The sequence below is a fragment of the Paenibacillus sp. TSM33 genome (assembly GCF_056099025.1).
Genome location: NZ_JBLZXB010000010.1, coordinates 224948 through 250211, shown reverse-complemented (window position 1 = coordinate 250211; position 25264 = coordinate 224948). Strand labels below are relative to the sequence as shown.

The following is a 25264-nucleotide window of genomic DNA, read 5'->3' as shown; positions in this document are numbered from 1 at the left end:
GCCATCCTCCCCTTTCTTATTCGGTTCGAATAGGTGCCAGTAAGGTAACCGAGGTGTACTGACCCAGCTCGGTGGTCACGGATAGTCCATATTGTGGACCATAATGCCGAAGACGTTCATGTACATTGCGCAGCCCAAAGCCAATCGCACTTCCCCGCTCGGCATCTAGTGATTTCCGAATATCGTCCAGACGCTCGGCTCCAATACCGCCCCCATCATCACTGACCGTTAAACGCAAAGCATCGCCTTCCCTCGCACCGGATAACATAATATAGCCGCGGTCGGTACGCCCTTTTAAACCGTGGTAAATCGCATTTTCAACGAGCGGCTGAAGAATCAGCTTGGGTACATAAAATCCGCAAATATCCTCCTCGACTTCGCAAATCCACTCGAACGAATTCCGAAACCTGAACTGCTGCACCTTCACATAGGCGCTTACATGCTCGACTTCCTGTCCCAAACTGATTTGTTCTCGGCCATAACTTAGCGAAATGCGAAAGCATTTACCAAAGGCACCGATCACTTCTGCCATATCCCGCTGCCCATTAGCCAATGCCATTCCCTTCAGTGACTCCAGTGTGTTGTACAAAAAATGCGGATTAATCTGCGCCTGAAGCGCGCGAAACTCGGCCTGTTTGCGCGACAGTAACGCTTCGTATACTTGCCCGTACAGCTCATGATTTTTTTGCATCATATGAAGAAATCGCTCCCCGATCTGCCCTACCTCATCCTTAGGGTTAAATACAACGGAAGCAGGAGCTTCAAAAGCTTGGGCTAAGGCTGTGGTGGTCACACTCCCATCCACCGCCATTAATCGGCTCAATTGAAGCAAGGGGCGACGAATTGTATCACTTAGCCGATAAGACAGCATCCAACCCAACACCAGTGCAATCAAAAAGGTCCAGATGGTCCAGGCGCCAATTTGCCGTGCGTCCTCGAATAACACGGACTGATCGACTTTTTGCAGGAGCGTCCATTGTCCCTCGTTTAACGGTCCGTAGGAAATCATCGTCTGGCGGCCGTTCCATGTTCTCCAGTCCTTTGTAAGCACGGGTCTATCCACAGCAGATTTGGCGATTTGTTGTAATAACACTGGGTCCGCAACGCTTTGCTCCGGCAATCGGTATATAGGCTCGCCTTCCTGATCCAGCACCCACATCTGGGTATTGCTGTCTGTTTTATGAAAAGCAAGCCCCCGAAACAGACTGGCCTTGTCGATTTCCAACAGCAAAAATCCAAGCGGTTCATAATCTCCAGTCGTTTTTCGCAGCAGCTTCCCGACGTATACACGATCCTCTGCCATCCCGCGTCCTGATTCAAACGGCGGATGAGCCATCCACATCATAGGTTGCTCAGCGAGCAGACGGCGGTAGTACACACGTGCTTCCTCTAATGTAGGAAGGCCGCCAAAACGGACCGAAACATTCCCTTGATAGAGAGAATGCTTGAGTCCGCCATTGGCGGCATAGATGAGAGAGGACGTGATATACGGCTTGGTCTGGGTTTGCGTACGAACGACCATGCTAAGTGTTTCGTCGTTCCGTAAGTATTCATAATCATCTTGCGGCTTGGTCTCCAGTGTGGACTGCACGTCAGGATTGCTGAGAATGGAGTTGGTTAGATCATTCAAATCGGAGAGTGTCGCATTAACGTAGTTTTCACTCATTTGCCGGGACTGCATTGCCAGTGCTTCCGATTTTTCACCAAGAGAATGGGCCGCGATCCGGTAAAAGGTAAAGGTCAGCACTACCATCGGAATGACGGTCAGCACCAGTGTCAATACGATAAACTTCCCACGGATCGTAGGAATCCCGGCGAACTTTTGACGCCCCCTGCCCCCCATTCATCGGCCTCCCTTACACATAAGCGGGAAGCCATGTCCCGTGCGCTGCAATCAGATCGTCGCACAGAGAAACGATATCATCCATGGATAGCTCAGCTGAGGTGTGCGGGTCCAGCATAGCGGCGTGATAAATATGTTCTTTTTTCCCCGTAATCGCAGCTTCAATCGTTAACAGCTGGGTGTTGATATTCGTTCGGTTCAGTGCAGCACATTGGGGCGGCAAATCCCCGACAAAGGTCGGTATAACCCCATTACGATTGACCAAACAAGGTACCTCTACACAGGCTTCCTTCGGCAGATTGGTGATCAAACCTGTATTCATCACATTACCGCCAATGGCAAAAGGCTGATTGGTTTCGATCGCCTCAAATATATAAGAAGCATATTCGTTCGACCGTTCATGACGCAGATCCTGATTGCCCAAAAGTTCCTCACGCATCGTCTCCCAGCGTTCAATCTGGCTCACGCAGCGGCGCGGGTATTCATCCAAAGGAATATTGAAGCGTTCAATAAGCTCAGGATATGCTCGTTTGATAAAATACGGATGATACTCTGCGTTATGCTCGGACGATTCTGTAATGTAATAGCCGAATTTCAGCATCATTTCAAAGCGCACCATATCAGGATGCTTTTCCTGCTGCTTGGCGGCAGCCCGTTTTTTAATCTCAGGATACAAATCTACTCCGTCCTTGCTCACTTCGAGCAGCCACGCCATATGATTGATGCCTGCGATTTTCGCCTTTACCCCTGCCTGCTCCAGTCCAAGACTTTTGAACAACTCGGGTATACACGCCTGTACGCTATGACATAGCCCTACTGTTCGGACACCGCCATGAACGTTCATCACGTTCGTCAACACAGCCATCGGATTCGTATAGTTGAGGAACAGTGCATCCGGGCATACCTCACGTACGTCTGCCGCAAAATCGAGCATCACCGGAATTGTTCTTAAATTGCGGAAAATGCCGCCAATGCCGACCGTATCGGCAATCGTTTGGCGCAGACCGTATTTTTTGGGAATCTCAAAATCCGTAATCGTACACGGATCATAGCCGCCCACCTGAATAGCATTTACTACATAGGCTGCTCCACGCAATGCTTCCTTGCGGTCAGTATAAGAGCGGATCACACAGATACTCCCCGTTGTTTTTTTCAAATTGGATAAAATATTTTCCGAATCCTTCAGCCTCACGGGGTCAATATCGAACAACGCCAGTTCGAAGCCCTGCAAAGCAGGCGTCAACATACAATCGCCAAGCACGTTTTTAGCAAATACCGTACTGCCTGCACCCAGAAATGTAATCTTGCTCATACTCCGTCCCCCATTCACCTATTTGTTCGCAGCCTTGCACCTCAAATGCAAGGATACCCATCGCCACTCCCCCCTTTGTAGGAAGAAGGTGACGATGGGAAAGGTTAGCCATGATTATGCGTTGTTGCCTCCCATTCAGGATACTCCCGCTAATTTAGCTGGCTTGATAAGCCGAGGCGGCAAGGCAGATGTAACCGGGGATGTCATAGTTGACGGAGTTACTGAAGTCTCCGGGCTAACCGGAGTTGGTGGTGAAACCACAGCCCCTGCCTCAATCACGGTTACCTTCGCAATTGCCTTTAACTCTGTCCCTTCTACTTTGCCCTTCAACTCAAACGAACCTGGAGCAGCATATTGTGCAGGAGCTATATCCTCCCATTCCACAGCTACCCATTTCGTAGAGCCTTCTCCATACGTAGCTTCCACTACGCTTGGCAGTTCAGGTTTTTCACCCACATGAGTTGTTACATTCACCTCTTTTAACGCAGTGATGTCCTCAGTTGCCACCAGACTTTGTGCTGTACCGGAGGCCAGACCTGCTACCTCGCTTGCATTCAAAGCACGGCTGTAGATGCGGAAGTCATCCACCAGACCATTGAAATATGGATCAGGGTACTGGGACTTACCGATAAAATTATTTTTCGTCTGTCCCAGACTGGTTGGATTCAGGGTCAAGTTGGTATTGCGTCCCACTTCTTTTCCATCCACGTACAAAATACCTGTGGAGCCCGAAAGTGTGACCGCAACATGCTTCCATACGCCTGTCGGCAATACAGGGGCATCAATCGTCTGTTCCTGGCCTTGCCCGTTACCCTGATTCGTAATGGCAAATAGCATCCGGTTCCCGGCTTTAGGGGTCAGGAACATATATTCATTGGTCCCGGAGCCGAAGTCAAAAATCCGCACATAATCACTCAGGCTGTTCGCCTTGACCCAGCCGGATACGGTCAATTGCTGTGCCCGACTGACAATTCCTGCCGGAAGCTGCACATAGCTGTCCTTGCCATTCAGGCTGACAGCATTGCCTGTTTTACCCGCAGCCCATGCCACGGTCCCCTTAACGGTAGCATCATTGCCGCTATCCGATGAATCCGCAACAAGAGCACCGCTGGTTTCGTCAAACTTGTAAACGGCAAGCCGTTCTGGTAACGGTGCCGCTGGTTCAGCGATCACAGTTACCTTAGCCTCTCCTGATAACAGGGAATCACTGGCTGTCAGCTTGAAAATATACGTTCCTGGCTCGGAAACATCCACCTTCGTACGTAGTGATGTTTTGCTGCTGAATGTGACCTTCGCGTTCTGTGGTCCTTCAACCAGACTCCACTCGCTTGTCACTTTTCCTTGCGGAAGCCCGTCATCTGTAGCCGTACCTTTCAAAATAATCTGATCCGGTAGCTTCACCTTGGAATCTTTACCTGCATTAACGACAGGTGCTTTGTTGGGATCAGGTGTGGTTGGTGTCAGCTCTACCGTATAGGAGGATGCTGTACCAATTTCCAATTTAAGCTTATTGGTTGGTGCATACGCATTAAACTTGCCTTGCGATTGTCCCCCCACTTTAACCAGGTACGTTCCTTTCTTTAAACCATCAAATGTAACGTACGTAGAATGAGCTTGGCCCGGCGTTTGATTTTTCAATTGAAACCATACATAATCCTTGGAAGTTGCCAGCTTGGCTTCTGTATACTGGTCCTTTTCCAGCTCGATATACAGCTTTTCCGTGATCAAATTGACCCGTTTGAACAATCCATCCAGCGGCTTGATCGTATACACGTTACCGCTTTTACTCACCTCTGCACCGTAGCCCGTCAATCCGAATATCGGATCAACCGCGATATCCGCGCTTAAGGTTTTAAGTGCACCGAACAATCCGAGGTCGGCCTCACCGCTCATGCCGCGCCAGCCGTTAAAGAGCGGGACATTTTTACCGCCGCCGGTGCCGTTTGTTCCGTTATTGCCTTTTTCCGCTTGATACGTCCATGCGACCGCCCCGATGTTCTCAGGGTCCGAGCCGATTTGCCCGGAGTTAATCGCTCCGACATTGGCAATTTTGGCAGCATAGGACAGCCGTTGTTGCTCCTCACGATGATTGTCCTCATGATGACGAATCCAGTCATCCATCGCATATCCCGCAAGTGAAGTCGTGTACTGGAAGTTAAACCAGTTCTCCCCGGTAATCGTCACCGGATCGGTATAGTAGTACCATACAGGCATATGACCGCGAGACGCACGAGTTTTGGCATTGATTTTACCCATCATTTCCAGGGCTTTACTTTTCTCTCCCTCTGTATCTATATTCTGCTTGGCTAACGTATATACAGCCTCTTCGCCTGTATTGTCGTAGCTATATTCGGAACCATAAGGATACTTTGTATTTTTAAAATTGTTATATTTGCGATCCATTTTTTCCTTGAGATCATTCGCTTCATCATCGTAGCCTTCATCATGCAGGGCCTGAATAATATCCGGCGTGGTCAGCTCGCCCATCAAACCTGTTTCCCAGTTGTACGCAATGGGTCCTTCATACAATGCTTTGAAAATGTTATAGGCCCGCAGCAAATAGGTTTCCTTCGGATGCTTGTAAGTGACGAGATCCGGGTATTCCTTGGCAATTTTGTACATGCTGAAATACGTGTTGTATACATGCGGGTATGCATATCCCCGATAGGTCGGTGTATCATTCGGCTCCGGCATCAGGAAATCATGAATTAAATAATCCTCATGATGTCCATTCATCAAATTCGTCCAGATCGCCGTCTCCAAATAATCGTCCACAGCCCGCACCTCTTTGGCGACTGGAGAAAGCGTGTTTTTCTCAGCCAGGAACTGTCCGTGGGTCAGACCCCAATCGTCCCCCCAGCCCCAATAGCCGTTAAAAATATTGCGTTTGGATTTGGTATGCATCATCCAATCGTCAAATACCTTATCACGTAAATCACCTGGTACGTTCCACTGGGTTTTGTCTACCATAAAGGTAGCGTGCCGTTGCAAAGCCTGATCAATCGGCTCGATGGCATAGAATTGTAAAACCGTTTTGCTGCCATTGCCGTATTCCACCGTAATGAAATTCGGGCCCAGCTTAGTAAATTTCAGTTCATAAATGTGGTGTCCTCCGGCCTTGCTATCCGTCTGCGGAATAACGGTTCCGTCTGGATAGGTCACCTTGTTGATCGTTTGCTTGGTACGCAGATCCACCTTCGCCTTTTGGTTTGTAGGTACAATCATGCCCGGTACGACCGTAGTATCCACCAAGTTTTCTTGATACAACGTATCTTTTACATCATGCTCGTCCTTCACCGCCAGAAACTTGAAGCCATAGTTTTTGCTTTGACCGGGATTCAGGATTAGACTCGTGTTGGGTAAATATCCACGGTTGGTGGACTTGATGACATTGGAATGAATATAAAATACATTCAATCCCTCCAGCCATTTGCCTTCGTTGGCCGGATTCCAGGCCCACTTGCTGCCCGGATGCTCCTCATCTCGCCAATGATCCTGATACTCAAACCCAGCGCCTGTTGTGGAATCAGGGATCAATAACAGGGAAGAACCAATGCCGCTGGGGCGCCCAGCTGTAATATAGGAGCTGTTATTGCCGACAAAGGAATGCGTCACGACTCTCGTTTCGTAAATCGCATCACCGTAGGTCCACTGCTCATTAAAAGGTAACGGCAATCCAAAATCGCCAATCTCTAATTTTTTGCCACTCGTATTCTGTACCTGTATGTTCCACAGTACCGAACCATTCGACTCCGCCGAATAGGTTTCAATGACTTTAAAATTGCGTATGCCTTCTGCATTATTTGAATTCTCGTACGTAACCGTAACACGGTTGCCGCTGGTCGTAATCTTACGTGCGTCTGCCGACTTATTCGTCCATGCCTTCGTCCAGCTACCTTCATCTAGTCGGTACGTGAACATCAGCTCCCCTAGCCACTGATGATCTGCCGTGTTCTGCTCAGGGGTCACCGTTGCGTTCATGACATATTCAGTCGGAAACGCATCTCCTTTAATACGAATAGATGAAATCTCGCCATGCTCGCCTGTCTGAATCGTCAGCTTGTCATTGGATAGTTCATGGGCCTCTGCCGTATGCGCCCCAAACAACACAGACGCTGTGGTTAAAAACAAAAATGCCGCCAATATTCCCTTAAATTTCATCAACACGGCCTCCTTTTCGATCTCGGGGTCCTGATTTGCTTGTCAATCACCTGAAGTCTCTTCATTTTGCCGCAACCTCCTTGGAAATGTAAGCGCTACAACTCTATTGTACAAAGCCTTGTCCATTGGTAAAATCAACATTTTCAACCGATTTATATAGGATTTCAACCTAATCGTGGAATGAATCCTTCATACCAACAAACACCATGTTTTGGATTAATGAATGGATAAATCGGAAATAATTCACTCATACCGTCTGTAGGAGGGAACAACTTCATGAATTCGAATGATAATCCACCAGAGCAAAACGCTTATTTGAAAGAGCTGAATGCATTATTTATCCCATTGGATGGAATGGAGAATCTGGACCGCATGGTTCAGGCCATCGGAGATGCAGATATTGTGCTGCTCGGTGAGGCGAGCCATGGGACTTCTGATTTCTACCGAGTTCGGGCCGAGCTTTCGAAGAAGCTCATTACAAGCAAGGGTTTTAACATTATCGGTGTGGAAGGAGACTGGCCCTCTGCTTATCGGGTGAACCGGTATGTTAAAGGGATGGAGGGGGCCGATTCCTCGGCAGCTGATGCACTGGGTGATTTTACCCGCTGGCCTACGTGGATGTGGGCGAATACGGACATTCGTAATTTCGCGGAGTGGCTCAAGGCGTACAATGAGGCGAATCACGGCGGCGGCAGTGCCCGTTCGAAGGTTGGATTTTATGGCATTGATATGTACTCGTTATGGGAATCGATGGAAGCAATTATCGGTTATTTGGAGGAGACCCATTCTCCCCAACTGAAGCAGGCCCGCAGGACATACGCCTGTTTCGATCCATATAGCAGGGACCATCAGTCTTATGGCATTGCGGCAGGACTGCTCTCGGAGAGCTGTGAGAAAGAAGTGGTTGAGCTGCTACAGCAGATGCAGAGCCGGCGCATGGCGTATCCGGGAAGTGAGGAAGAGCTGAATGCGGAGGTGAACATGCTCGTCACTTCCAGCTCGGAGGCCTACTATCGTACGATGGTCCGGGGCGGCCCACAGTCCTGGAATATACGGGACAAACATATGGTTGAATCCCTGAAGCGAATCATGTCCTATTACGGGGCCTCGGCAAAAGCCATTGTCTGGGAGCATAATACGCATATCGGTGATGCGCGGGCAACGGATATGATGGCGGATGGCATGGTTAATGTGGGTCAGCTGCTGCGGGAGGATCCAGAACATCGGGTGTTTGCCATTGGCTTCGGGACCTATCAGGGCGAGGTACTGGCTGGAAGAGCTTGGGGATCTCCGGTTGAGAAGATGACCGTCCCGCCCGGACAGCCAGGAAGCTGGGAGTATTACATGCACCAGGCGGGAGGCGGCCGAAATGGCATGATAATGCTCTCCGATGCATCTTCCATGCTGCATACGACCATTGGCCACCGTGCCATCGGTGTGGTATATGAGCCTGCTCATGAGCGGTTCGGCAATTACGTGCCTTCCAGCATGGCGGATCGTTATAATGCGTTTGTTCATCTCGATCGGACCACTGCCCTTCAGCCACTGCCTATCCTTCAGCCGGTTGCAACGGATGCTTTATTTTCAGAATAACAGCTCGCAAGAAACGTCTGTGGGATGCTGGATGGCTGGGTAACGTTTACCGTCAGGCTTCGGATAATAACTATAAGACTGGCTCAATACAAAAAGCGGCAGGCACGGACTTTATTTTTATTAGTCTGAGCTTGCTGCTTTTCTATTGAACTAAACGGTCCGTTAGTTTTTATGCATTTATCGAAAAAGGGATGTCCCCATCACGGAAATCTGGAGAAACACCCCTATCTCCTGACTTTCCGTCTGGTGCATATAGCGGACGGATGTGCCTGGTTCCTTGCTCATTCTACAATTTCCGGTCCTGTCGGTCTTGGGAAGTGATCGCCCGTTACTTCAATGAAAGAGGGGGACATTTGCCGCAACAGTGTATCTTTACCGTTAGTTGAATCATTTCTGTGATAAATACAACAAAAATCGTCTCACGACTATATCGAATACCGCATAGATTTGACTAGGAACATGAAGGACGGTAAATTCATCTGGAACCTGCTTTCCATTCTTTCTCCTTCAGTGTAAAAGAACCACTGAATATCTCCTTGTTTAAAAATGCTTCCATTTTGTCTAGAAATTCAAGTACCTCAACGAGAGATCTAGTAACGCTTCATTTCCTCTTCAAACATGTATCATTTCTGACCGATAGAAGGATTTCACTATCCTTCTTTTTCTTTGTCTTTCACTTCACTTTTTTTAAGTAGAATTACGTATAATCAACGAAGTCTTGTAAATTTTCGTTATAGGAGCAGATCGCATCCCCTTCAATCGCTGGGCAAGACATTCCGTAACATCCCTTACCATATCAGGAATACGATTGGTTAATGTGGTCAGTTCCGGATTAGTCATTAATCCTACAGGGTGGTTATCAAATCCGATGAGGGACATCTCTTGAGGCACAGATATCCCCCTCTGCTTTGCTGCTTTCAATAAACCAGTAGCTACAAAGTCACTACCTGTTATCACTCCATCCGGCAATTGATCAGAAGTAAATAATTGTTCTCCCAAGGCATAACCATCTTCCATAGTCATCAGACCCGTATAACATTGTGATTTCGTACAGGCAAGACCGAATTGTTGGTGAGCCAGTTGAAACCCATTCCATCTTTTCTCTTGCAATTGTGTCAGGTGATCCATACAGAAAAACAGATGACGGCGCCCCTTGGACAGCAAATATGCTGTCGCTTGAAAGACCGCATCTTCTTCATCCAATCGAAAGACATCAAGAAACTCTCCGTCCATCGCTTCGTTGCATATAATTCCAATGTAAGAGCCTATATATTCTTTAATTTCTCTCTCTGAGAAATGGGAATGCGCAATGACCACGGCATCCATTTCTCGGCGTGCCAATCGGGCATACACATCACGTTCATACTCCCGGGATAATTCAGTCTGATAGATGACAAGTTGATACCCCATTGAGCCTAAAGATCGACTTAATGCACTAACAAGCTGACTGAAATAGGGATGTTCCACATCCGGGACAAGCACACCGATATGATTGCTTGCCTGTAAACGCAACTGAACCCCCTGCGTATTGCGGACATATCCCAGCTCCGTAATGGCTTTCTGTACTTTTTGTCTGCTTTCAATAGATACATGAGGATGGTCATTTAAAACACGTGATACCGTCGACTTGGAGAGACCACTTACACGTGAAATATCAATTATGGTGGGCAAAATTAACACCTCATTTAAAGTATTGACCTGGGAACGTTCCCTGCAACTATGATATCGTTAACAAACTATAGGAGGGGCCACACTCATGAAAGTCATATATACCCCCGCTGTAACCGAATATCTGATATTGTTTGATTTTGACGAAACGTATTACCCGCATGAATGTTTGCCTGAACAACTCAAAATGGTGTACGAACTGGAACAATACCTCCAGCAGCTTGCCAGAAATCATCAGGTAAAGATAGCTTGGGTCACCGGAAGTAGTGTTCAGCAAATACAAGCAAAAATGAATATAGCCGGTATGACGCAGCTCCCCCATTTTATAGCGAGCAATCTGGGCACAGAGTTGTGGGAAGTCGAGCCTGACGGACAACTGGTCGCTGTTCCTTCATGGGCAAAGATCATAAGGGCCTCCGGATTCTCTCGAAGAGATGTAGAAGATTTAATTAGCGAATTAAAATCAACATTCAACATTGTTCTTCACGAACAGACTCAATTGGGTCAATCGCGATACAAAATGAACTACTATTATTATCCGATATCAGCAGTCAAAACCCAATATGATATACGTATCATCAGGCATCTGGCTGCAAATCATGGGATCGGAATTAATATCAATATTTGCAATCCCAAGGCGGGTGATCCGGAGCACGCATATGATGTCGATTTTATCCCCGCAGGAACTGGAAAGAAAGCGGCTGTGCAATTCCTGATGGATTATAGTCAGGTACTCCTGTCCAAAACATTGGCTTTCGGTGACAGTGGAAATGACATCGAGATGCTTCAGATGGTTGCCCATGGATATCTTCTCCAGAATGCAACGGCAGAGGCAAAGTCATGCCACAACAACGTTGCCCCTTATCCTTACGCCGAGGGAATTTTGCATGTATGCAGGAATTTCTTTGGGGAGTAATTCATATTATGGCGTTTGCACAGCTATATTTAGCCGATCTAAGTCCCGGTAAATCGTGCGAACAGGCACTTCAAAGCGCATCGCTAGATCTTGCGTACGAACTTGATTCGTTCGTCTTTAATTTTCTATACAAAAGTCACTCCATCCTGCCCATTAGTTAAACAAAGGCAGCCAATCACTTTGATCGGCTGCCTTCTTGTTTGTATTGAACTATCGTATCCCGTTAGTTCAATCATGTTTTTAGGGACTGACTTTGAATCGGTATACTTAGTTCTTTTCTTTGAGCATCACGAATTTTTTCTAATTAACTTCTTGTATCTATTCGATTCCTCCTCCTATGGCGGGGCAGCAAATCGCGGCAACTACGATTGGATAATCCGCTCCGCCTCCAAAGCATCCCAGTTCGGCGTAGGCACATCCGACCTGGTCCTCAACTCGGCGAATGTGTAATTCAACGCATTAAGCTCCACATCCGTCCCATCAATCAACCGACTAATCGGGAGCAAGAAGAAAAGCTTTAGGGCCCAGCGAACTAAGCGTGGATACCTGATAATCCAAGATGCTTGACCCACCGGGGTCAGCGGGTACCCCAATGAATCCAGTACGTGAAAGCCCTCCCCCATCGCCGCCACCAACTGACGCAATCTCTTCTCGTCACGAACAACCTGTTTCATTTGGAAGCCATGGAACAGAATGACCATGTTCATGGGCACGACTAACACCATGTGATTTTTTAGCCAGGCATCGATCTGATCATGATAGTTGAGCTTGTACTTAGTTCGTTTGAATGCCTGCTCCAGCAGGGAACGGAACGGAATGGGGCTGTTCAGTCCCCCGATGACCATCTGCCCGTGGCCGCCACGGATGCAAATGACTCGTCCGTCGGTACGTGTACCTGCGGTAGCTTGGAATCCAAAAGCGACCTGTTTGGGCGACTGTCCATGTTTACTCAAATAGTCCTGCATGGCGTAGGTATCCATATTATTGCCTACCATTACAATATGACGGCTAACGTTTTCTGCGAGGATCGGTAGCACAGCCTCGAAGTCTGAATATTTCATCATGACGAAGATCAAGTCATACGCGTCACCTGACTCCAGTCTACGAATTACACGAACCCGATCGACAGTTGTCTTGCGCTGAAGGTAATGCCGAATGACCAGTCCCTCCTTTTCCAGTTCCTCCGCTCGCTTTCCTCTTGCCAATACAGTCACGTCATGACCGCCCTTTACCAGGACATGTGCCAGATAGCTTCCCTGCACACCTGCACCGTACACAAGTATGTTCAATATAGTCCCCTCCCCATGCAATTAACAGATGTTGAATATATAACACCTGTGTACTACAATCAAGGTATCATTGGAACTAAAGCAAGCGCAATGGCTAATCGTAACTGCTTTTGTTGAGAAATGAACAACGAAAGCTGGATATGTTCAAGAAAGAGGGGAAAAACATGGATCGACGCATCGAGCGATCAAGACAAATGATTATGCAAGCGTTCATCGAGTTGTTGGAGGGGCAGGATTTTGAGAAGATCACCATTCAAGGGATTGCGGATCGGGCCAATGTCAACCGCGGAACAATCTATTTGCATTTCACAGACAAATATGACCTGCTGGAACAGAGCGTGGAAACGTATCTGATGATGCTTGTTGACAGCTGTTTACAGGAGGAAGGAGGAGCCACTGAACTATCCCGGGAGCTGCTGATTCGTGCGTTCACGTATCTGAAGGAGCATGCATCGATCTACCGTGTGTTGATGACCAACAAAGGCATTCCAACTTTCAGACATCGTATGACACAGTTCATTAAGGGAAATATTACCGTGGTGGTGAACTACATGAATCTGGAAACGGGTATCCATCAAGATGTGATGGCGCAATTCTTATCCATTTCCGTTACGGGTTTGATTGAGTGGTGGATCGTCGAATCCATGCCGTATACGCCAGAAGAGATGGTCGAACAGATGACTAAGATACTGGAAGCACGGCTGCAGCTATGGTGAACTTAATTACTAATCCAAGTATAACATCGTCGTTGCAACTATCCTGCCCGTTAGCTTAATGATTCGTCATCAGTCTAGAATTTTATATTCTTCTGACACCGATATAATAAAAAAAGCCGCTTAAATAGCGACTTTCAATAGGAAATGTCTATGTACATGCTATTTTTCAATCTTCCCTTTTTACCGGATAGCCTATTTCCTGGATGTCCTCTTCAAGATCAGCTAATTCTAATTCCTCATTTAGTCCTTTTAGCATTTTCCCATCCAACGGCTCCATATCGAATATTCGCTGTACGAGCGACCGGTCCAGTGAAATCTCGTAATACTCCGTTGCCCAAACATAATAATAATCCGCTTTGCCGTTTAAAACATGCAAAAGTTCGTAGGCTTCGGCATCCAGTTCCTTACTTGCGGACCATGCCTGGCTGCCTTGCAACTTCCATGTGCAAAATGTAGTCTCATCCATAATAAACGCTGGTTCCCTTAGAAATCCCCCAAATTCGTTAGGCACGCCTTGCAGCACATCATGTGGCCCATGCACCAGATTAAACCGCTGGTCAAACCCTTTGATGATCAGTCCGTTTGGCTGAAACAGCGCAAAATAGTGATCCCCTTCGCCGTCCCTCATCGATGCCATCTGTTCATTCTCATCCCAATGGGCGTTGTACGAATAATATCGGTATTCCCACTCCGGCATAAGGATAGCGTCCAGGATGGCTGCAGCTTGAAATATACGTCTGCTCTCCTCGATGTCGGGAAGCATGCCAATGAAGTTTGAATCCGTGATGATCTATCTCTCCTCTACCCAGGTCTTCTTTCATAACATCTCCATTATAAACTATAGATACTGGAAGAAGTGGCAACAAAAAAACCACGGTATCCCGTGGTTTCCTGCTGCATAAGCCTCAATCCAGTTGAGCTATCGTTCCCCGTTAGAGTCTCGTGAACGTGATGTAATCGACTTGGGCAGGCTCTCCCGATTCGATCCGAAGTGCCCGGTTGATCTGTCCCCGGTGATATTGCCCATGTAAGAGGACCTGCAACAAGACGTCCCGAACAGACGTTCGGAACGGAACCCCGCTCTGGTTCCCATAGTCAATCATCTCATCCAACTCGAATTCCTCGAGCCCTTCGATATAGACGCGATATTGCTCGGCGTTTTCCTCGAACATCGTCCTGATCGCCGTCAGGTCTTCCGTTTCCTCCCACAACGAATATTGCGAGCTGCCCATGCCCTGCAATCGGTCCAGCCAGACTCGTTCTGCGACCGCAACGTGTCGAACCAGCTTCAGAAGCTCCTTGTTCTTCGTCTTACTCTCCTCGAGGGCGTGTAAGATGCGTCCGTCCGCCCAGTATAGGTGGTCCATCATGCACTTGATTGTCTTCATTTCGGTCTCCCTCTCTTCTTTCATCGATTACTTGTACCTAATGTATCACGTTAGTTTAACCTTCATTTGTTGTTCTTGTTACGACTATTCTCTACGAACTGCACAAAACCCTTGATCGGGACTAAAGCCATTTGAATCAAACTTGACTCGGAATGATATCTCGTTGTTGCAGACCTACCTGTAACGTTTAGGATAAGGTTGTTTGTAAGATTTGTAAGAAGTCGGCCAAGTTGAACAGGAACGAAGTGGAGAATGGTGCTGTACAAGCGATAGCGTTCGCTTTTGTGCCCCAATGCCAACCTTTTTAGTAAGATTAAAAAATCCAGGCACAACAGCGATGGAAAGCACTCCGACCGCGAGTGGCGTCTATGGAGATGGTGAAAATAAATTACCAGAAGACGATTTTGAGCAAATTGAAGTCCTGTTTGATTTATTAAGCGAGTCCAATTCCTACACTCCGCAGCAGCGTTCATCCATGGGTATCAAATCCCTAATTATCAATCATCCAGTTTAGATTTTTTGTAGGCTAATGGTGTCATATTCATCGCTTTTCTAAATCTTTCTATAAAATAGCTGGTACTGTTGAATCCGACCTTATAGGCAACTTCTGTAACGTTAGATTCTGCTTGTTGCAATAAGCCTAAACTTTTTTGAATCCGATAATCCATGACATAATTCAACGGAGTTACCTTTAAAATTCGTTTGAAATATCGGCAGCACTCCGAACGACTCAATTGACCCGCTTTTGCAATATCATCTAATGTGACTTTTTCAGCATAATGCAAATAGATCCAGTTTAACATTTGTTTGATCCGTTGACTCTTTACCATTTCCACCTGGTCGTATTCTAATGGAAAGCCATTCATGACTAGGTTTTTCCAAATTAATGTTAAATACATCGTAATATCGATTTCATAGTATGGAGATTTATGTTGAATACATTGATTAATCTTCAACATAGCATCTACGATGTTTTTCCCCCAAAGCTCGTCAGAATCTATGTATACATAAGGTAAATTCGTCGCTTGAATGTAAGGAGCTACGTAAGGTGTATAAAGCTCTTGTGATAAAACGAAATGAGGAGAAACATTCAAACAGACATAGACGCAACCCGATTCATTCTGATCTTCCGCCATATGTAGGCAGCCACTATTTATAAATAACCCATCACCTTGTCGTACGATTCGTTTATCCTCATTTATTTGGAAGATCGCCTCCCCTTTTACAACCAGAACAAATTGAATTTCATCATGCCAATGCAGGGGGATATATCCATGTATATTTTGGCTTATCGTTGTTTCATAGCATGCAATCGGTAGTACGACCGTCCGATGCTCGGTTAGTTCTTTTAGGTTTTGGCCAATCATGAAATTTTTTATTTGCAAATTATCAAGACCTCAATATATTTATATTTTATCATCAAATTCAGGTATAATTTAAAATATTTTTCACCTATTATAACACTATTATTATATTTCAAGGTGGAGAATATTCATGGATAAACCAGCTAGAAAAACAGGATTATTTCTCGTTATCACTGGAGCTATATTTTGGGGGATCAGTGGGACCGTTGCAAAAAAACTTTTTCAACAAATCGATGTAAATTGGCTTGTAACAACACGTTTGCTCATAGCTGGTGTTTTACTCTTGGCCCTTCAATTTTTAATAAAAGACCGTACACAAATATGGGCTGTATGGAAAAATAGAAGGACTGCTTTCCAACTCATTGTCTACGGTTTGGTTGGTATGCTATCGGTTCAATATACGTATATGGCATCGATCCAACGTGGTAATGCTGCTGTTGCGACACTATTACAGTATTTAGCGCCTATAATGATTATCATCTATTTAACTCTGCGAAAGCACACTGTCTTCACACGAAAAGATTTATCAGCTATTTTCCTTGCTGTAGTGGGTTGTTTCTTCTTGCTAACAAACGGTTCCATTTCTCAGCTATCCGTTCCGACGGCCGCAATCGTTTGGGGTATCTTATCAGCGATAGCCTTAGCTTTTTATACCTTATACGCAATACCTCTGCTGAAGCAATACGATTCCCTAGTTATAGTGGGTTGGGCGATGGTCATCGGCGGTTTTGGACTAAGCTTGATCCATCCACCCTGGCAGATAGACTTTCAAAGCTTGACACTAGAAACCTATCTATATCTATCGTTCGTTATCATATTCGGCACAATGATCGCATTTTGGTTCTATATAGAAAGCTTACAGAGTCTTTCACCAAAAGAAACAAGCTTTCTAAGTAGTCTGGAACCTCTAGCTGCTGTTCTAACAACTGTATTTTGGTTAAAAGAGCCTTTTGGTTTTTTCCAATGGGTGGGTGTAATATGTATCATCGGACTGATATTGTTATTGGCATTCAATAAAAAGCCTTCTTCAAATACCCAATCAAAAGAAGATATCCCGCTCTCTGAGTAAGCTAAGCTTATGGGGAGGCATTAGGATAAAACTGCTCGTTAATGGAGAAAACGGCAGCCGTTTTTATGGCTGCCGTCTCATTATATTTATAAAGTTACTGTTTGAGATGTTGAGCTCGTTAGATAATACATCGAACGTTAATTTTTATTTTGAGGTGGTTGCTTAATCATAAAAGGTACATTTTCTACTCCAACCATTCGTACATACGTAAATAATTGACCTTTATGGTGAATCTCATGGTCTTTCGCCATGGATAGCCAGAAGTTCCCAGTACCAAGGAAGTTTTTAAATTCAATCTCCTTTTCTAGCTGTTGAGCATTTAATTGCTTTAATTCTCGGATTGTTTCCTCCGTCAATTGATCGACTATGTTGCGTACATCGGCTATTGTGTGATATTCGTCTATTTTTGTCGGTGGAGTGAAGGTGCCATTTTTTACAGTTTTCACGAACATTTCCATAGAACTGGCTATGTGAACGATTAGGGAACCCATGGGCATCGCATTGTCCCAAGGTTTAAAATCAATATGCTCATCGGGAATGACTTCAACCAATTCTTGCAACACCGATCTGTGCCTTAGCCATTCCTGAAGATATTGAGCTACTACAGACATGCTACCAACCTCCAAATTTAGTAGTTTCTAAAGTATTATTCTATACTTGCATCCAATTCCCTTCTTCATGAAAAGGCCACAGAGGAACAGGAACAATTTATTATCCGATGGGCGTTCCATCAGGTAGTTTAATACCTGGTTTCAATAAAACCACGTCCCCCTTCTCGGGGATACCTCCAAGGACTAATACCTCTGAATTAAAGCCTGCTATCCGTCGAGGAGGAAAGTTGACTACAGCTATGATTTGTTCTCCTATAATTTCTTCCGCCACATATCTTTTTGTAATTTGTGCACTCGATTTTTTTATTCCAATATCTTGTCCAAAATCGATTTCAAGTTTAATAGCAGGTACTTTGGCTTCTGCAAAAAACTCAGCGTTAATTATGGTTCCAACCCGAATATCAAGTTTCAAAAAATCATCAATCGTTGCCATGTAAGTATTCTCCTCATCTTCTTAAATTTCACGATAATCCGTAGACAATTTTAATATTTTACAACCGCAAACTTTAGCGATTTTGCCCAAAAATACATCCCCATACCGAACAAAGTCATGATTCCACCTATGAATTGAAATGCAGACATGATTTCTCCCAAAAATACATAGGCAAGAAGGATGGCGAGAGCAGGCTCTCCAATAATGCCCACTGACACCGTAGTTGCTCCCATTGATTTCAACAGCAGATTAAAAATATATTGCCCGAAAATAGTTGGGATTACTGCAAGTAATACGAAATACATCCAATCGGAAGAGTCATATTCGATCAAGGAATAATGATTCACCAAATTGTAGACTAGCAGGACACTGCCGCCAAGAAAAAAGACAATCACACTATAAAAATTTGCACTTATTTTGTGGCTTAACTTCTGTCCTGCTATCATATAAGCCGAAACCAAGATTGTTCCTAATAGAGATAATCCATCCCCGATTAGTGCCCCTTTCGAAGTCCCTATGTCTCCCCAAGCTATGATGATTGAACCGATAAGAGCAGCAATCAAGCAAAAAATAGTGAATAGGTTTACTCGTTCTCTGAACATAAAGTATGAACCAATCATTACAAATAAAGGCTGTAATGATAAGATGACCATGGAGCTCGCAACTGAGGTATATACCAAAGATTCCATCCAGAATAATAAATGTAACCCGAGAAAAAGACCAGCCATGAAAACGGTACCCCAATCTTTTTTGGTCATATCTGAGGTACGGAGCATTTTCCAGGGTACAAAAGGAAGCATTATTATGACCGAAATATACAATCTATACATCCCAGCCACGGAGGTTGGAGTATCTGAGGATTTTATCATGATGGAAGAAATGGAAACCGACAAAATACTGATGAACAGCAATAAATACGGATGTAAGGGTAGAGACATTTTATTTATTTTCATAATGATCCTCTCAGATGTGTTTGACCAATTCTCTGTGCACAGAACAATTGAATAATAAACTGAACTGAGTATAATAATATCACCGCTTTTATTTATTTTGTGTAAGTATATCTTTTATTTATATAGGAATATCGTCATAAGAAAGGAATCTTTCTTCAATGGAAAAACAACTGCACGAGACCATTCTCTATCCCGATGTTTCATTTCCATACATCATGTACACTCATACGGTTTATGAAAGTATTCCTAAAGGTAGAGGATTTAACGATCTACATTGGCATGAAGAACTACAGATCACTTTGGTTACAAGGGGAAAGCTAGTGATACAAGTGAACGGGATTGATCATGATTTAGACACAGGTCAAGCTATTTTAATTAATAAGGGTGTTCTTCACGTGACTACCCAGCTTTCACATCACGGTCAATATGTCAGCTTTAATTTTCCGGAGAAGCTGCTGGGCTTTTATGCAGATAGTGCGATGGAAAAAAATTATGTACTGCCTTATACAAACTCTTCCTTACTGTCACTTGTAATTAAAGGAGATGCTGAATGGCAAATTCAAATCTTGCAAATGCTGTGGGATATGAAACAGAAGTTTGATATGAAAAAAAGTTGGGGGTGGGAATATGAAGTAGCCATCAAAACAGCACAATTATGGTTCATCTTAATATCTAATATTTCGCTTTCTTCTGAGGAAGCACCTAAATACATGAAACTGCAACAGGAAAGGCTTCAATTGATGCTTAGCTTTATCCATCAAAACTACGCAAACAACATAACACTGCAAGAAATTGCTGATATAGCACATTTAAGTGTTTCGGAATGTACTCGTAGTTTTAAGCGAACCATTCATATGACACCTTACGACTACTTGATTAAATACCGCATCAAGAAAAGCAGCGAGTTATTAACCTCAACACAATATACCATTACTGAAATAGCCCACAAAGTGGGCTTCAATCACGTAAATCACTTCATTCAGTCTTTTAAAAAACACTGTAAAAAAACACCCAAAGAATTCCAGAAATTCAGAAATGATTTTATAATCGATGAATGAAGTTACCAGTGTCAGCTTTTATTGCAACCTAACAACTACAAAAAGGGAGATGGCGCTCGCCATCTCCCTTGCTTTTATCCTTACCCAAATTACTTGCTTAAAAATATTGCCTACACAGTGGTCGGTGAGCGAAGCGGGCAGAATTGTTCTGAAGAAGCGGAGCGTTCGCCTTTATCCCCGGATTTTCACCTCTAATTGCTATTCCAATGAAAAAATCCGGGGATAACAGCGATCGGAAGAACAATCTGCACGCGCAGCGCCTCCCCTGGGAAGGACAATGTTTTTAATCCCCCACCCGATTCAAAAACACCTTCGTCCGCTCCAGCTGCGGATTGCCAAAAATCTGCTCCGGTGTACCAGATTCTGCAATTTCTCCGTTGTCCATAAAAATGACGCGATCCGCCACATCTCTCGCGAAATTCATTTCATGGGTCACGATGACCATCGTCATGTGCTCCTCAGCCAGCTTTTTGATCACTCGCAGCACCTCGCCTGTCAGCTCGGGATCAAGGGCCGAGGTCGGCTCGTCAAACAGCAAAATATCAGGGTTCATCATCATTGCCCGGGCAATCGCTACACGCTGCTTCTGTCCCCCCGATAATCGGGACGGATACGCATCCGCTTTATCCGCCAAGCCGACTTTAGCCAGCAACTCGGCACTTTGGCGTCGCAGTTCAGCCCTGCTCACATTTTTCACCAGCTTTGGAGCCAGTTCCAGATTGTCCTGCACCGTCAAATGAGGAAACAGATTAAAATGCTGAAACACCATGCCCATTCCGGTAGTAATGTTCTTAATGTCGCCTGCCGGAGCATAGTGACCATTTTCCACCAGGGCTTTATCATGGATGCGAATCGTCCCGCCCGTCACATCCTCCAGATGCACCAAGCTGCGAAGCATGGTACTTTTCCCTGAACCTGAAGGACCGATGACAGCTACAACCTCGCCCGACTTCACGTTAAAGCTCACTCTTTTCAGAACGTCGAGCTGGCCGAATGATTTTTTCAAATCGGTTACTTCTATTGCGTTAGTGTTCATATCCCGACATTCCTTTTACTCGAATTTAAAACGTTTTTCCAGCGCCCTGAAAAATATTGTAAGCACCAAAGCCATCAATAAATAAATAACTGCTGCTACAACATAAGGCACAATCGTAAAATCGCGGTTTACAGCTGTATTCGCAAAATGCAGAAGTTCCGGTACCGCTACCGCATACAGCAAAGCAGTGTCTTTCACCAGGGTCGTCGCCTCATTGGTTACCGCAGGCAAAGCAATCCGTATCATTTGCGGCACAATGACTCTAATTAGCGTTTGCGACTTGCTTAGGCCCAGCACTTGCGAAGCTTCGTATTGCCCTTTATCAATCGACAACATCCCGCCTCTAAAAATTTCTGCAAAATAAGCCGCATAATTCAGTACAAACGCCAGTACCGCTGCCGTTGTCCGGTCAAGTACCAGATATTCCCCAATAACAGGCAACATCGGCAGACCAAAGCAAAAGAACAATAATTGCAGCAAAAGCGGCGTACCCCTTATAACATAAATGTACGTGTGCATTAGCCAGGCAATAGGCTTAAACCGACTTTTAGCCAGCAGCGTAACGATAAATCCCAGCGGAATAGACAAGATGAGCGTAATAAAAAATAAAATAACCGTCATCTGTGCCCCTTCAAGCATAGGCTTCATAATTCGTAAAATATATTCCATACTCATAACCTTCGACTCCTAAACCCTTAGTTCAATACATTACATATTAATTTAATACTTTATCTTCACCGAACCATTTTTTTGAGATCTCAGCCGCTTTTCCGTTCTTGTGCAGCTCATCCAAAGCAGATTGCAGTTGCGTCAACAGCTCTTCGTTCCCTTTTTTCACGCCAATGCCGTATTCCTCAGGAGCCAGTGATTCATCAAGCAGCTTATACGTCCCTGGTTCCTTAGACATATAATACTTGGCAACAACCTCATCAATGACAACAGCATCCAGGCGACCGGTTTTCAAATCCGTCAAAGCGAGAACGTTGTCCGGATACTCGGACACTGGCTTCAATTTACTTTTAATCGGATTCGCATCCAATGCATCGGCTGCAGAGGACAACGTTTGAAGCCCCACCGTTTTGCCCGCCAGATCAGCCAGCTTGGAAAGACCGGAGGCAGCTGGAACGACAATCACCTGACTATTTTTCAGATATGGCTTCGTGAACAGCACCTTTTCCTTACGCTCATCCGTAATGGTGTATCCATTCCAAATGAGATCAATACGTCCACTGTTCAGCTCGGATTCTTTGGCAGACCAGTCAATCGGCTGAAATTCCACTTGTTTGCCCATTTGTTCCCCGGCCGCCTTCGCATAATCAATATCAAAACCGGTTAACTCGTTGTTTTCATCTCTAAAGCCCATCGGCGCGAATTTATCATCAATTCCAATAATCAACTTGCTGTTATCCTTACCGCCGGAACATCCGGCCAGCACGATCATAATCAACCCAATCATCATCGTAAACATGGCTGCTTTTCTCATCTTATTCCCCTCCAACAATGGTGACCCCCGTATTTAAGAATAGGTGGCAAACGCTTTAGTTCGTTAACACGTTATCAGAGTATCATCATACCATACCGCAGGATACTCGTCGAGAGGAATCAGCGGAATCTTATTCTTATAAAAATGGAAAACTTGTGACGAAAATTTGACCTGTGTTCTATAATGTAAAACCTTACCTTGACATGTTAGCTTATCCGTTTTATTATTTTTCCTAGTATTCTTATATGCTTTTATATATTTCCGGAAATTTGGCAGCAATAGAATGTAAATCAGCTTGATAGACAGGAGAAATAATGTTCCATGTACATTTTAAAACGTCTTTTCACGATGCTCATTACGTTATGGATTATCGTCACTTTAACGTTTATTATCATGCACATCATTCCGGGAGATCCGTTCTCGAACGATTCCAAGACCATTCCAGAGACCGTATTGCAAAACATGCGTGCTCGGTACAATCTGGACAAGCCGCTCGCTGTGCAATATGTATTGTATCTCAAAAATCTGCTCGTGCTGGATATGGGGCCGTCTATTCAATCGAAAACAACCGACGTAAATATGCTTATCGCCAGAGGCTTTCCACCTTCGGCATTGCTGGGTATTCAATCCATCGTGGTTGCGATTATAGCCGGTATTTCGCTCGGAACATTGGCTGCTTTACACCATAATCGACCACTGGATTATATCTCGATGTTTATTGCCATTGTTGGTATTTCTGTTCCCAGCTTCATTTTGGCACCGCTGTTAATCAAGTATGTTGCCGTCAAATGGCATCTGCTTCCGGTCGCCTCATGGGGAACCTGGCAGCATACAGTGCTTCCATCGCTAGCTCTTGCCGTTTCACCTCTTGCTGTTATCGCCCGTTTTATGCGGACAAGTATGCTGGAAGTCATGCATGAGGAATACATACGCACCGCCAAAGCAAAAGGCTTGTCCTCCTGGGCAGTGGTTATTCGTCACGGTCTACGTAATGCATTGATTCCGGTGCTGTCTTTTATCGGACCACTATTCGCTTCTGTGATTACAGGTACCTTTGTCGTCGAAAAAATATTCGCCATACCCGGCATCGGTAAATATTTCGTAGACAGTATCTTTAACCGGGATTATCCAGTCATTATGGGTACGACCATTTTCTACAGCGCCATTCTGGTCGTCACTTTATTTTTAATTGATATTTCCTATCGCCTTGTCGATCCGCGAATCAAATTAGTCAGCAAAGGAGATTAACATGAAAGCAGCACCTACTGTCGAAAAAGACAGCCTGTTTAGTCTTGTAGACCGCAGTCAGATGCCCGCCCCCACATTAACTAGACCCCAAGAGTCACCATGGCGGGATCGGCTTCGCAGACTTTTCAACAACAAGCTTGCCCTGTTGGGGCTTTCCCTTCTAATCATTATTATGGTGCTGGCGATTGTCGGGCCTTCCATGGTCCCTTATGCACCCAGTGATCAATCCCTTTTGAAGACGAATCTCTCCCCCTCGAAAGAACATTGGTTTGGCACGGACGATCTAGGCAGAGACGTATGGGCACGGACATGGGCTGGGGCCAGAATCTCACTTATGATTGGTTTTGCTGCTGCTGCCATTGATTTGGTGCTCGGCATTCTCGTCGGCTGTATAGCTGGTTATTGTGCGGGTCATGGCAAAATGGGCGACCGAATCGACAATGTCCTGATGCGTATTATTGAAATCTTGTACAGCATTCCTTATCTGCTGGTCATCATTCTACTGCTCGTCATTATGAAGCCCGGCCTGCTCACCATGATTATTGCTTTGTCTATTACCGGATGGGTCGGTATGGCGCGGGTCGTACGCGGGCAAATCCTACAGCTCAAGCAGCAGGAGTACGTGCTGGCCGCCCGCAGTCTGGGGACATCTCATTCACGCATTATTTTCAGGCATCTGCTGCCGAATGCAGCGGCCATCATTATTGTGAACCTGACGTTCACTATTCCGTCGGCTATCTTTGCCGAATCGTTCCTGAGTTTTCTTGGTTTGGGGATTCAATCTCCTTCGGCAAGCTGGGGGACGATGGCTAACGATTCACTCGGCGTTATTTTAAGCGGTCAATGGTGGCGCTTATTCTTCCCTGGACTGATGATTTCGCTCACCATGCTGGCATTCAACACACTTGGAGACGGGCTTCAGGATGCACTTGATCCGCGTTCACAGCATTAACAACTGAGATATCCAATTGGACAAGAAAGGGGTGTCACTATGGTCCGCAGCTTCTACAGCTTCTCGCCGAACCGCAGAAAAAATGGAAATTCCTTTATGGTGGTGCGCACACGCGGCATACCTGCCGGAAAGGAGGATGAATAGCTCCCGGTACGGTGTACTTTATTTTCG

At 45.3% G+C, this 25264-nt stretch carries 22 protein-coding genes; 8 read left to right on the top strand and 14 right to left on the bottom strand.

The annotated features are described in order from the left end of the window. Positions 1-16 precede the first annotated feature (16 nt). The 3 genes from ACN6NF_RS05055 to ACN6NF_RS05045 form a co-directional block, all read right to left on the bottom strand. Positions 17-1843: a sensor histidine kinase gene (locus tag ACN6NF_RS05055; protein ID WP_474315706.1), complete on the bottom strand. Its 1827-nt coding sequence runs from the start codon at positions 1841-1843 to the stop codon at positions 17-19. Positions 1844-1856: 13 nt separating this feature from the next. Next, positions 1857-3155, bottom strand: coding sequence for an alpha-galactosidase (melA, locus tag ACN6NF_RS05050; RefSeq protein WP_474315703.1), 1299 nt, complete (start codon positions 3153-3155; stop codon positions 1857-1859). Positions 3156-3290: 135 nt separating this feature from the next. Further along, on the bottom strand, positions 3291-7316 hold the full coding sequence (locus ACN6NF_RS05045; RefSeq protein WP_474315700.1) for a DUF5695 domain-containing protein: 4026 nt from the start codon (positions 7314-7316) through the stop codon (positions 3291-3293). A gap of 276 nt (positions 7317-7592) precedes the next feature. Here ACN6NF_RS05045 and ACN6NF_RS05040 point away from each other — a divergent pair, with 276 nt between their 5' ends. Further along, the gene (locus ACN6NF_RS05040; protein ID WP_474315699.1) at positions 7593-8909 is read left to right on the top strand and encodes an erythromycin esterase family protein; all 1317 of its coding nucleotides are present in this window, start codon (positions 7593-7595) and stop codon (positions 8907-8909) included. 687 nt (positions 8910-9596) lie between these two features. Here ACN6NF_RS05040 and ACN6NF_RS05035 read toward each other — a convergent pair. After that, positions 9597-10589 (bottom strand): LacI family DNA-binding transcriptional regulator, encoded by a 993-nt coding sequence (locus ACN6NF_RS05035; protein WP_474315696.1) that lies wholly within the window; start codon positions 10587-10589, stop codon positions 9597-9599. A 76-nt stretch (positions 10590-10665) separates the two neighbouring features. On the opposite strand from ACN6NF_RS05035, the gene ACN6NF_RS05030 reads away from it, so the two are divergent. Next, positions 10666-11493, top strand: coding sequence for an HAD-IIB family hydrolase (locus ACN6NF_RS05030; protein ID WP_474315694.1), 828 nt, complete (start codon positions 10666-10668; stop codon positions 11491-11493). A gap of 362 nt (positions 11494-11855) precedes the next feature. On the opposite strand, the gene ACN6NF_RS05025 is transcribed toward ACN6NF_RS05030, so the two are convergent. Further along, the gene (locus tag ACN6NF_RS05025; RefSeq protein ID WP_474315693.1) at positions 11856-12782 is read right to left on the bottom strand and encodes a ketopantoate reductase family protein; all 927 of its coding nucleotides are present in this window, start codon (positions 12780-12782) and stop codon (positions 11856-11858) included. 164 nt (positions 12783-12946) lie between these two features. Here ACN6NF_RS05025 and ACN6NF_RS05020 point away from each other — a divergent pair, with 164 nt between their 5' ends. Continuing rightward, positions 12947-13498 carry a TetR/AcrR family transcriptional regulator gene (locus ACN6NF_RS05020; RefSeq protein ID WP_474315692.1) on the top strand — a complete coding sequence of 184 codons (552 nt, stop codon included), beginning with the start codon at positions 12947-12949 and terminating at the stop codon, positions 13496-13498. Positions 13499-13664: 166 nt separating this feature from the next. Here ACN6NF_RS05020 and ACN6NF_RS05015 read toward each other — a convergent pair whose 3' ends face one another. Continuing rightward, positions 13665-14261, bottom strand: a complete 597-nt coding sequence (locus tag ACN6NF_RS05015; RefSeq protein WP_474315690.1) for a hypothetical protein — start codon at positions 14259-14261, stop codon at positions 13665-13667. A 169-nt stretch (positions 14262-14430) separates the two neighbouring features. Then, positions 14431-14886: a DinB family protein gene (locus tag ACN6NF_RS05010; RefSeq protein WP_474315689.1), complete on the bottom strand. Its 456-nt coding sequence runs from the start codon at positions 14884-14886 to the stop codon at positions 14431-14433. 337 nt (positions 14887-15223) lie between these two features. Here ACN6NF_RS05010 and ACN6NF_RS05005 point away from each other — a divergent pair, with 337 nt between their 5' ends. Continuing rightward, positions 15224-15400: a hypothetical protein gene (locus ACN6NF_RS05005; RefSeq protein WP_474315687.1), complete on the top strand. Its 177-nt coding sequence runs from the start codon at positions 15224-15226 to the stop codon at positions 15398-15400. On the opposite strand, the gene ACN6NF_RS05000 is transcribed toward ACN6NF_RS05005, so the two are convergent. Beyond that, the gene (locus tag ACN6NF_RS05000) at positions 15384-16271 is read right to left on the bottom strand and encodes an AraC family transcriptional regulator (RefSeq protein WP_474315684.1); all 888 of its coding nucleotides are present in this window, start codon (positions 16269-16271) and stop codon (positions 15384-15386) included. The two genes, ACN6NF_RS05005 and ACN6NF_RS05000, sit on opposite strands and share 17 nt — an antisense overlap. A 109-nt stretch (positions 16272-16380) precedes the next feature. Between ACN6NF_RS05000 and ACN6NF_RS04995 the strand changes: the two genes are divergently transcribed. Next, a complete protein-coding gene (locus tag ACN6NF_RS04995; protein WP_474315682.1) occupies positions 16381-17319 on the top strand; it encodes a DMT family transporter in 939 nt (312 codons plus the stop codon). A 137-nt stretch (positions 17320-17456) separates the two neighbouring features. Here ACN6NF_RS04995 and ACN6NF_RS04990 read toward each other — a convergent pair whose 3' ends face one another. The 3 genes from ACN6NF_RS04990 to ACN6NF_RS04980 all read right to left on the bottom strand — a co-directional run bounded on the left by ACN6NF_RS04990 (position 17457) and on the right by ACN6NF_RS04980 (position 19316). After that, on the bottom strand, positions 17457-17930 hold the full coding sequence (locus ACN6NF_RS04990) for a DinB family protein (RefSeq protein ID WP_474315681.1): 474 nt from the start codon (positions 17928-17930) through the stop codon (positions 17457-17459). Positions 17931-18030: 100 nt separating this feature from the next. Beyond that, positions 18031-18363: a chaperone CsaA gene (gene csaA / locus ACN6NF_RS04985; RefSeq protein ID WP_474315680.1), complete on the bottom strand. Its 333-nt coding sequence runs from the start codon at positions 18361-18363 to the stop codon at positions 18031-18033. A gap of 50 nt (positions 18364-18413) precedes the next feature. Then, a complete protein-coding gene (locus tag ACN6NF_RS04980) occupies positions 18414-19316 on the bottom strand; it encodes a DMT family transporter (RefSeq protein ID WP_474315679.1) in 903 nt (300 codons plus the stop codon). Positions 19317-19474: 158 nt separating this feature from the next. Here ACN6NF_RS04980 and ACN6NF_RS04975 point away from each other — a divergent pair, with 158 nt between their 5' ends. Beyond that, complete coding sequence (locus tag ACN6NF_RS04975) at positions 19475-20374, top strand: AraC family transcriptional regulator (RefSeq protein WP_474315678.1); 900 nt, start codon at positions 19475-19477, stop codon at positions 20372-20374. 283 nt (positions 20375-20657) lie between these two features. Here the strand turns inward: ACN6NF_RS04975 and ACN6NF_RS04970 are convergent, their stop codons facing one another. From ACN6NF_RS04970 to ACN6NF_RS04960, 3 genes are read right to left on the bottom strand one after another with little or no spacing between them, the layout of a single operon-like run. Then, positions 20658-21410 carry an amino acid ABC transporter ATP-binding protein gene (locus tag ACN6NF_RS04970; RefSeq protein WP_474315675.1) on the bottom strand — a complete coding sequence of 251 codons (753 nt, stop codon included), beginning with the start codon at positions 21408-21410 and terminating at the stop codon, positions 20658-20660. Positions 21411-21425: 15 nt separating this feature from the next. Continuing rightward, positions 21426-22085: an amino acid ABC transporter permease gene (locus ACN6NF_RS04965; RefSeq protein ID WP_474315674.1), complete on the bottom strand. Its 660-nt coding sequence runs from the start codon at positions 22083-22085 to the stop codon at positions 21426-21428. Positions 22086-22125: 40 nt separating this feature from the next. Then, positions 22126-22893, bottom strand: coding sequence for an amino acid ABC transporter substrate-binding protein (locus ACN6NF_RS04960; protein ID WP_474315671.1), 768 nt, complete (start codon positions 22891-22893; stop codon positions 22126-22128). Between the two features lie 321 nt (positions 22894-23214). Here ACN6NF_RS04960 and ACN6NF_RS04955 point away from each other — a divergent pair, with 321 nt between their 5' ends. Together ACN6NF_RS04955 and ACN6NF_RS04950 are read left to right on the top strand one after the other, a co-directional pair. Then, positions 23215-24141 carry an ABC transporter permease gene (locus ACN6NF_RS04955; RefSeq protein WP_305165494.1) on the top strand — a complete coding sequence of 309 codons (927 nt, stop codon included), beginning with the start codon at positions 23215-23217 and terminating at the stop codon, positions 24139-24141. A gap of 1 nt (position 24142) precedes the next feature. Continuing rightward, a complete protein-coding gene (locus ACN6NF_RS04950; RefSeq protein ID WP_474315668.1) occupies positions 24143-25093 on the top strand; it encodes an ABC transporter permease in 951 nt (316 codons plus the stop codon). Positions 25094-25264 lie beyond the last annotated feature (171 nt).

What these genes read in the sequence shown, in the direction of transcription:
- ACN6NF_RS05055 (WP_474315706.1), bottom strand. Translation starts at nt 1,843, where the DNA reads ATGGGGGGCAGGGGGCGTCAAAAGTTCGCCGGGATTCCTACGATCCGT.
- melA (WP_474315703.1), bottom strand. Translation starts at nt 3,155, where the DNA reads ATGAGCAAGATTACATTTCTGGGTGCAGGCAGTACGGTATTTGCTAAA.
- ACN6NF_RS05045 (WP_474315700.1), bottom strand. Translation starts at nt 7,316, where the DNA reads ATGAAATTTAAGGGAATATTGGCGGCATTTTTGTTTTTAACCACAGCG.
- ACN6NF_RS05040 (WP_474315699.1), top strand. Translation starts at nt 7,593, where the DNA reads ATGAATTCGAATGATAATCCACCAGAGCAAAACGCTTATTTGAAAGAG.
- ACN6NF_RS05030 (WP_474315694.1), top strand. Translation starts at nt 10,666, where the DNA reads ATGAAAGTCATATATACCCCCGCTGTAACCGAATATCTGATATTGTTT.
- ACN6NF_RS05020 (WP_474315692.1), top strand. Translation starts at nt 12,947, where the DNA reads ATGGATCGACGCATCGAGCGATCAAGACAAATGATTATGCAAGCGTTC.
- ACN6NF_RS05015 (WP_474315690.1), bottom strand. Translation starts at nt 14,261, where the DNA reads ATGCTTCCCGACATCGAGGAGAGCAGACGTATATTTCAAGCTGCAGCC.
- ACN6NF_RS05010 (WP_474315689.1), bottom strand. Translation starts at nt 14,886, where the DNA reads ATGAAGACAATCAAGTGCATGATGGACCACCTATACTGGGCGGACGGA.
- ACN6NF_RS05005 (WP_474315687.1), top strand. Translation starts at nt 15,224, where the DNA reads ATGGAAAGCACTCCGACCGCGAGTGGCGTCTATGGAGATGGTGAAAAT.
- ACN6NF_RS04995 (WP_474315682.1), top strand. Translation starts at nt 16,381, where the DNA reads ATGGATAAACCAGCTAGAAAAACAGGATTATTTCTCGTTATCACTGGA.
- ACN6NF_RS04990 (WP_474315681.1), bottom strand. Translation starts at nt 17,930, where the DNA reads ATGTCTGTAGTAGCTCAATATCTTCAGGAATGGCTAAGGCACAGATCG.
- csaA (WP_474315680.1), bottom strand. Translation starts at nt 18,363, where the DNA reads ATGGCAACGATTGATGATTTTTTGAAACTTGATATTCGGGTTGGAACC.
- ACN6NF_RS04980 (WP_474315679.1), bottom strand. Translation starts at nt 19,316, where the DNA reads ATGAAAATAAATAAAATGTCTCTACCCTTACATCCGTATTTATTGCTG.
- ACN6NF_RS04975 (WP_474315678.1), top strand. Translation starts at nt 19,475, where the DNA reads ATGGAAAAACAACTGCACGAGACCATTCTCTATCCCGATGTTTCATTT.
- ACN6NF_RS04970 (WP_474315675.1), bottom strand. Translation starts at nt 21,410, where the DNA reads ATGAACACTAACGCAATAGAAGTAACCGATTTGAAAAAATCATTCGGC.
- ACN6NF_RS04965 (WP_474315674.1), bottom strand. Translation starts at nt 22,085, where the DNA reads ATGAGTATGGAATATATTTTACGAATTATGAAGCCTATGCTTGAAGGG.
- ACN6NF_RS04960 (WP_474315671.1), bottom strand. Translation starts at nt 22,893, where the DNA reads ATGAGAAAAGCAGCCATGTTTACGATGATGATTGGGTTGATTATGATC.
- ACN6NF_RS04955 (WP_305165494.1), top strand. Translation starts at nt 23,215, where the DNA reads ATGTACATTTTAAAACGTCTTTTCACGATGCTCATTACGTTATGGATT.
- ACN6NF_RS04950 (WP_474315668.1), top strand. Translation starts at nt 24,143, where the DNA reads ATGAAAGCAGCACCTACTGTCGAAAAAGACAGCCTGTTTAGTCTTGTA.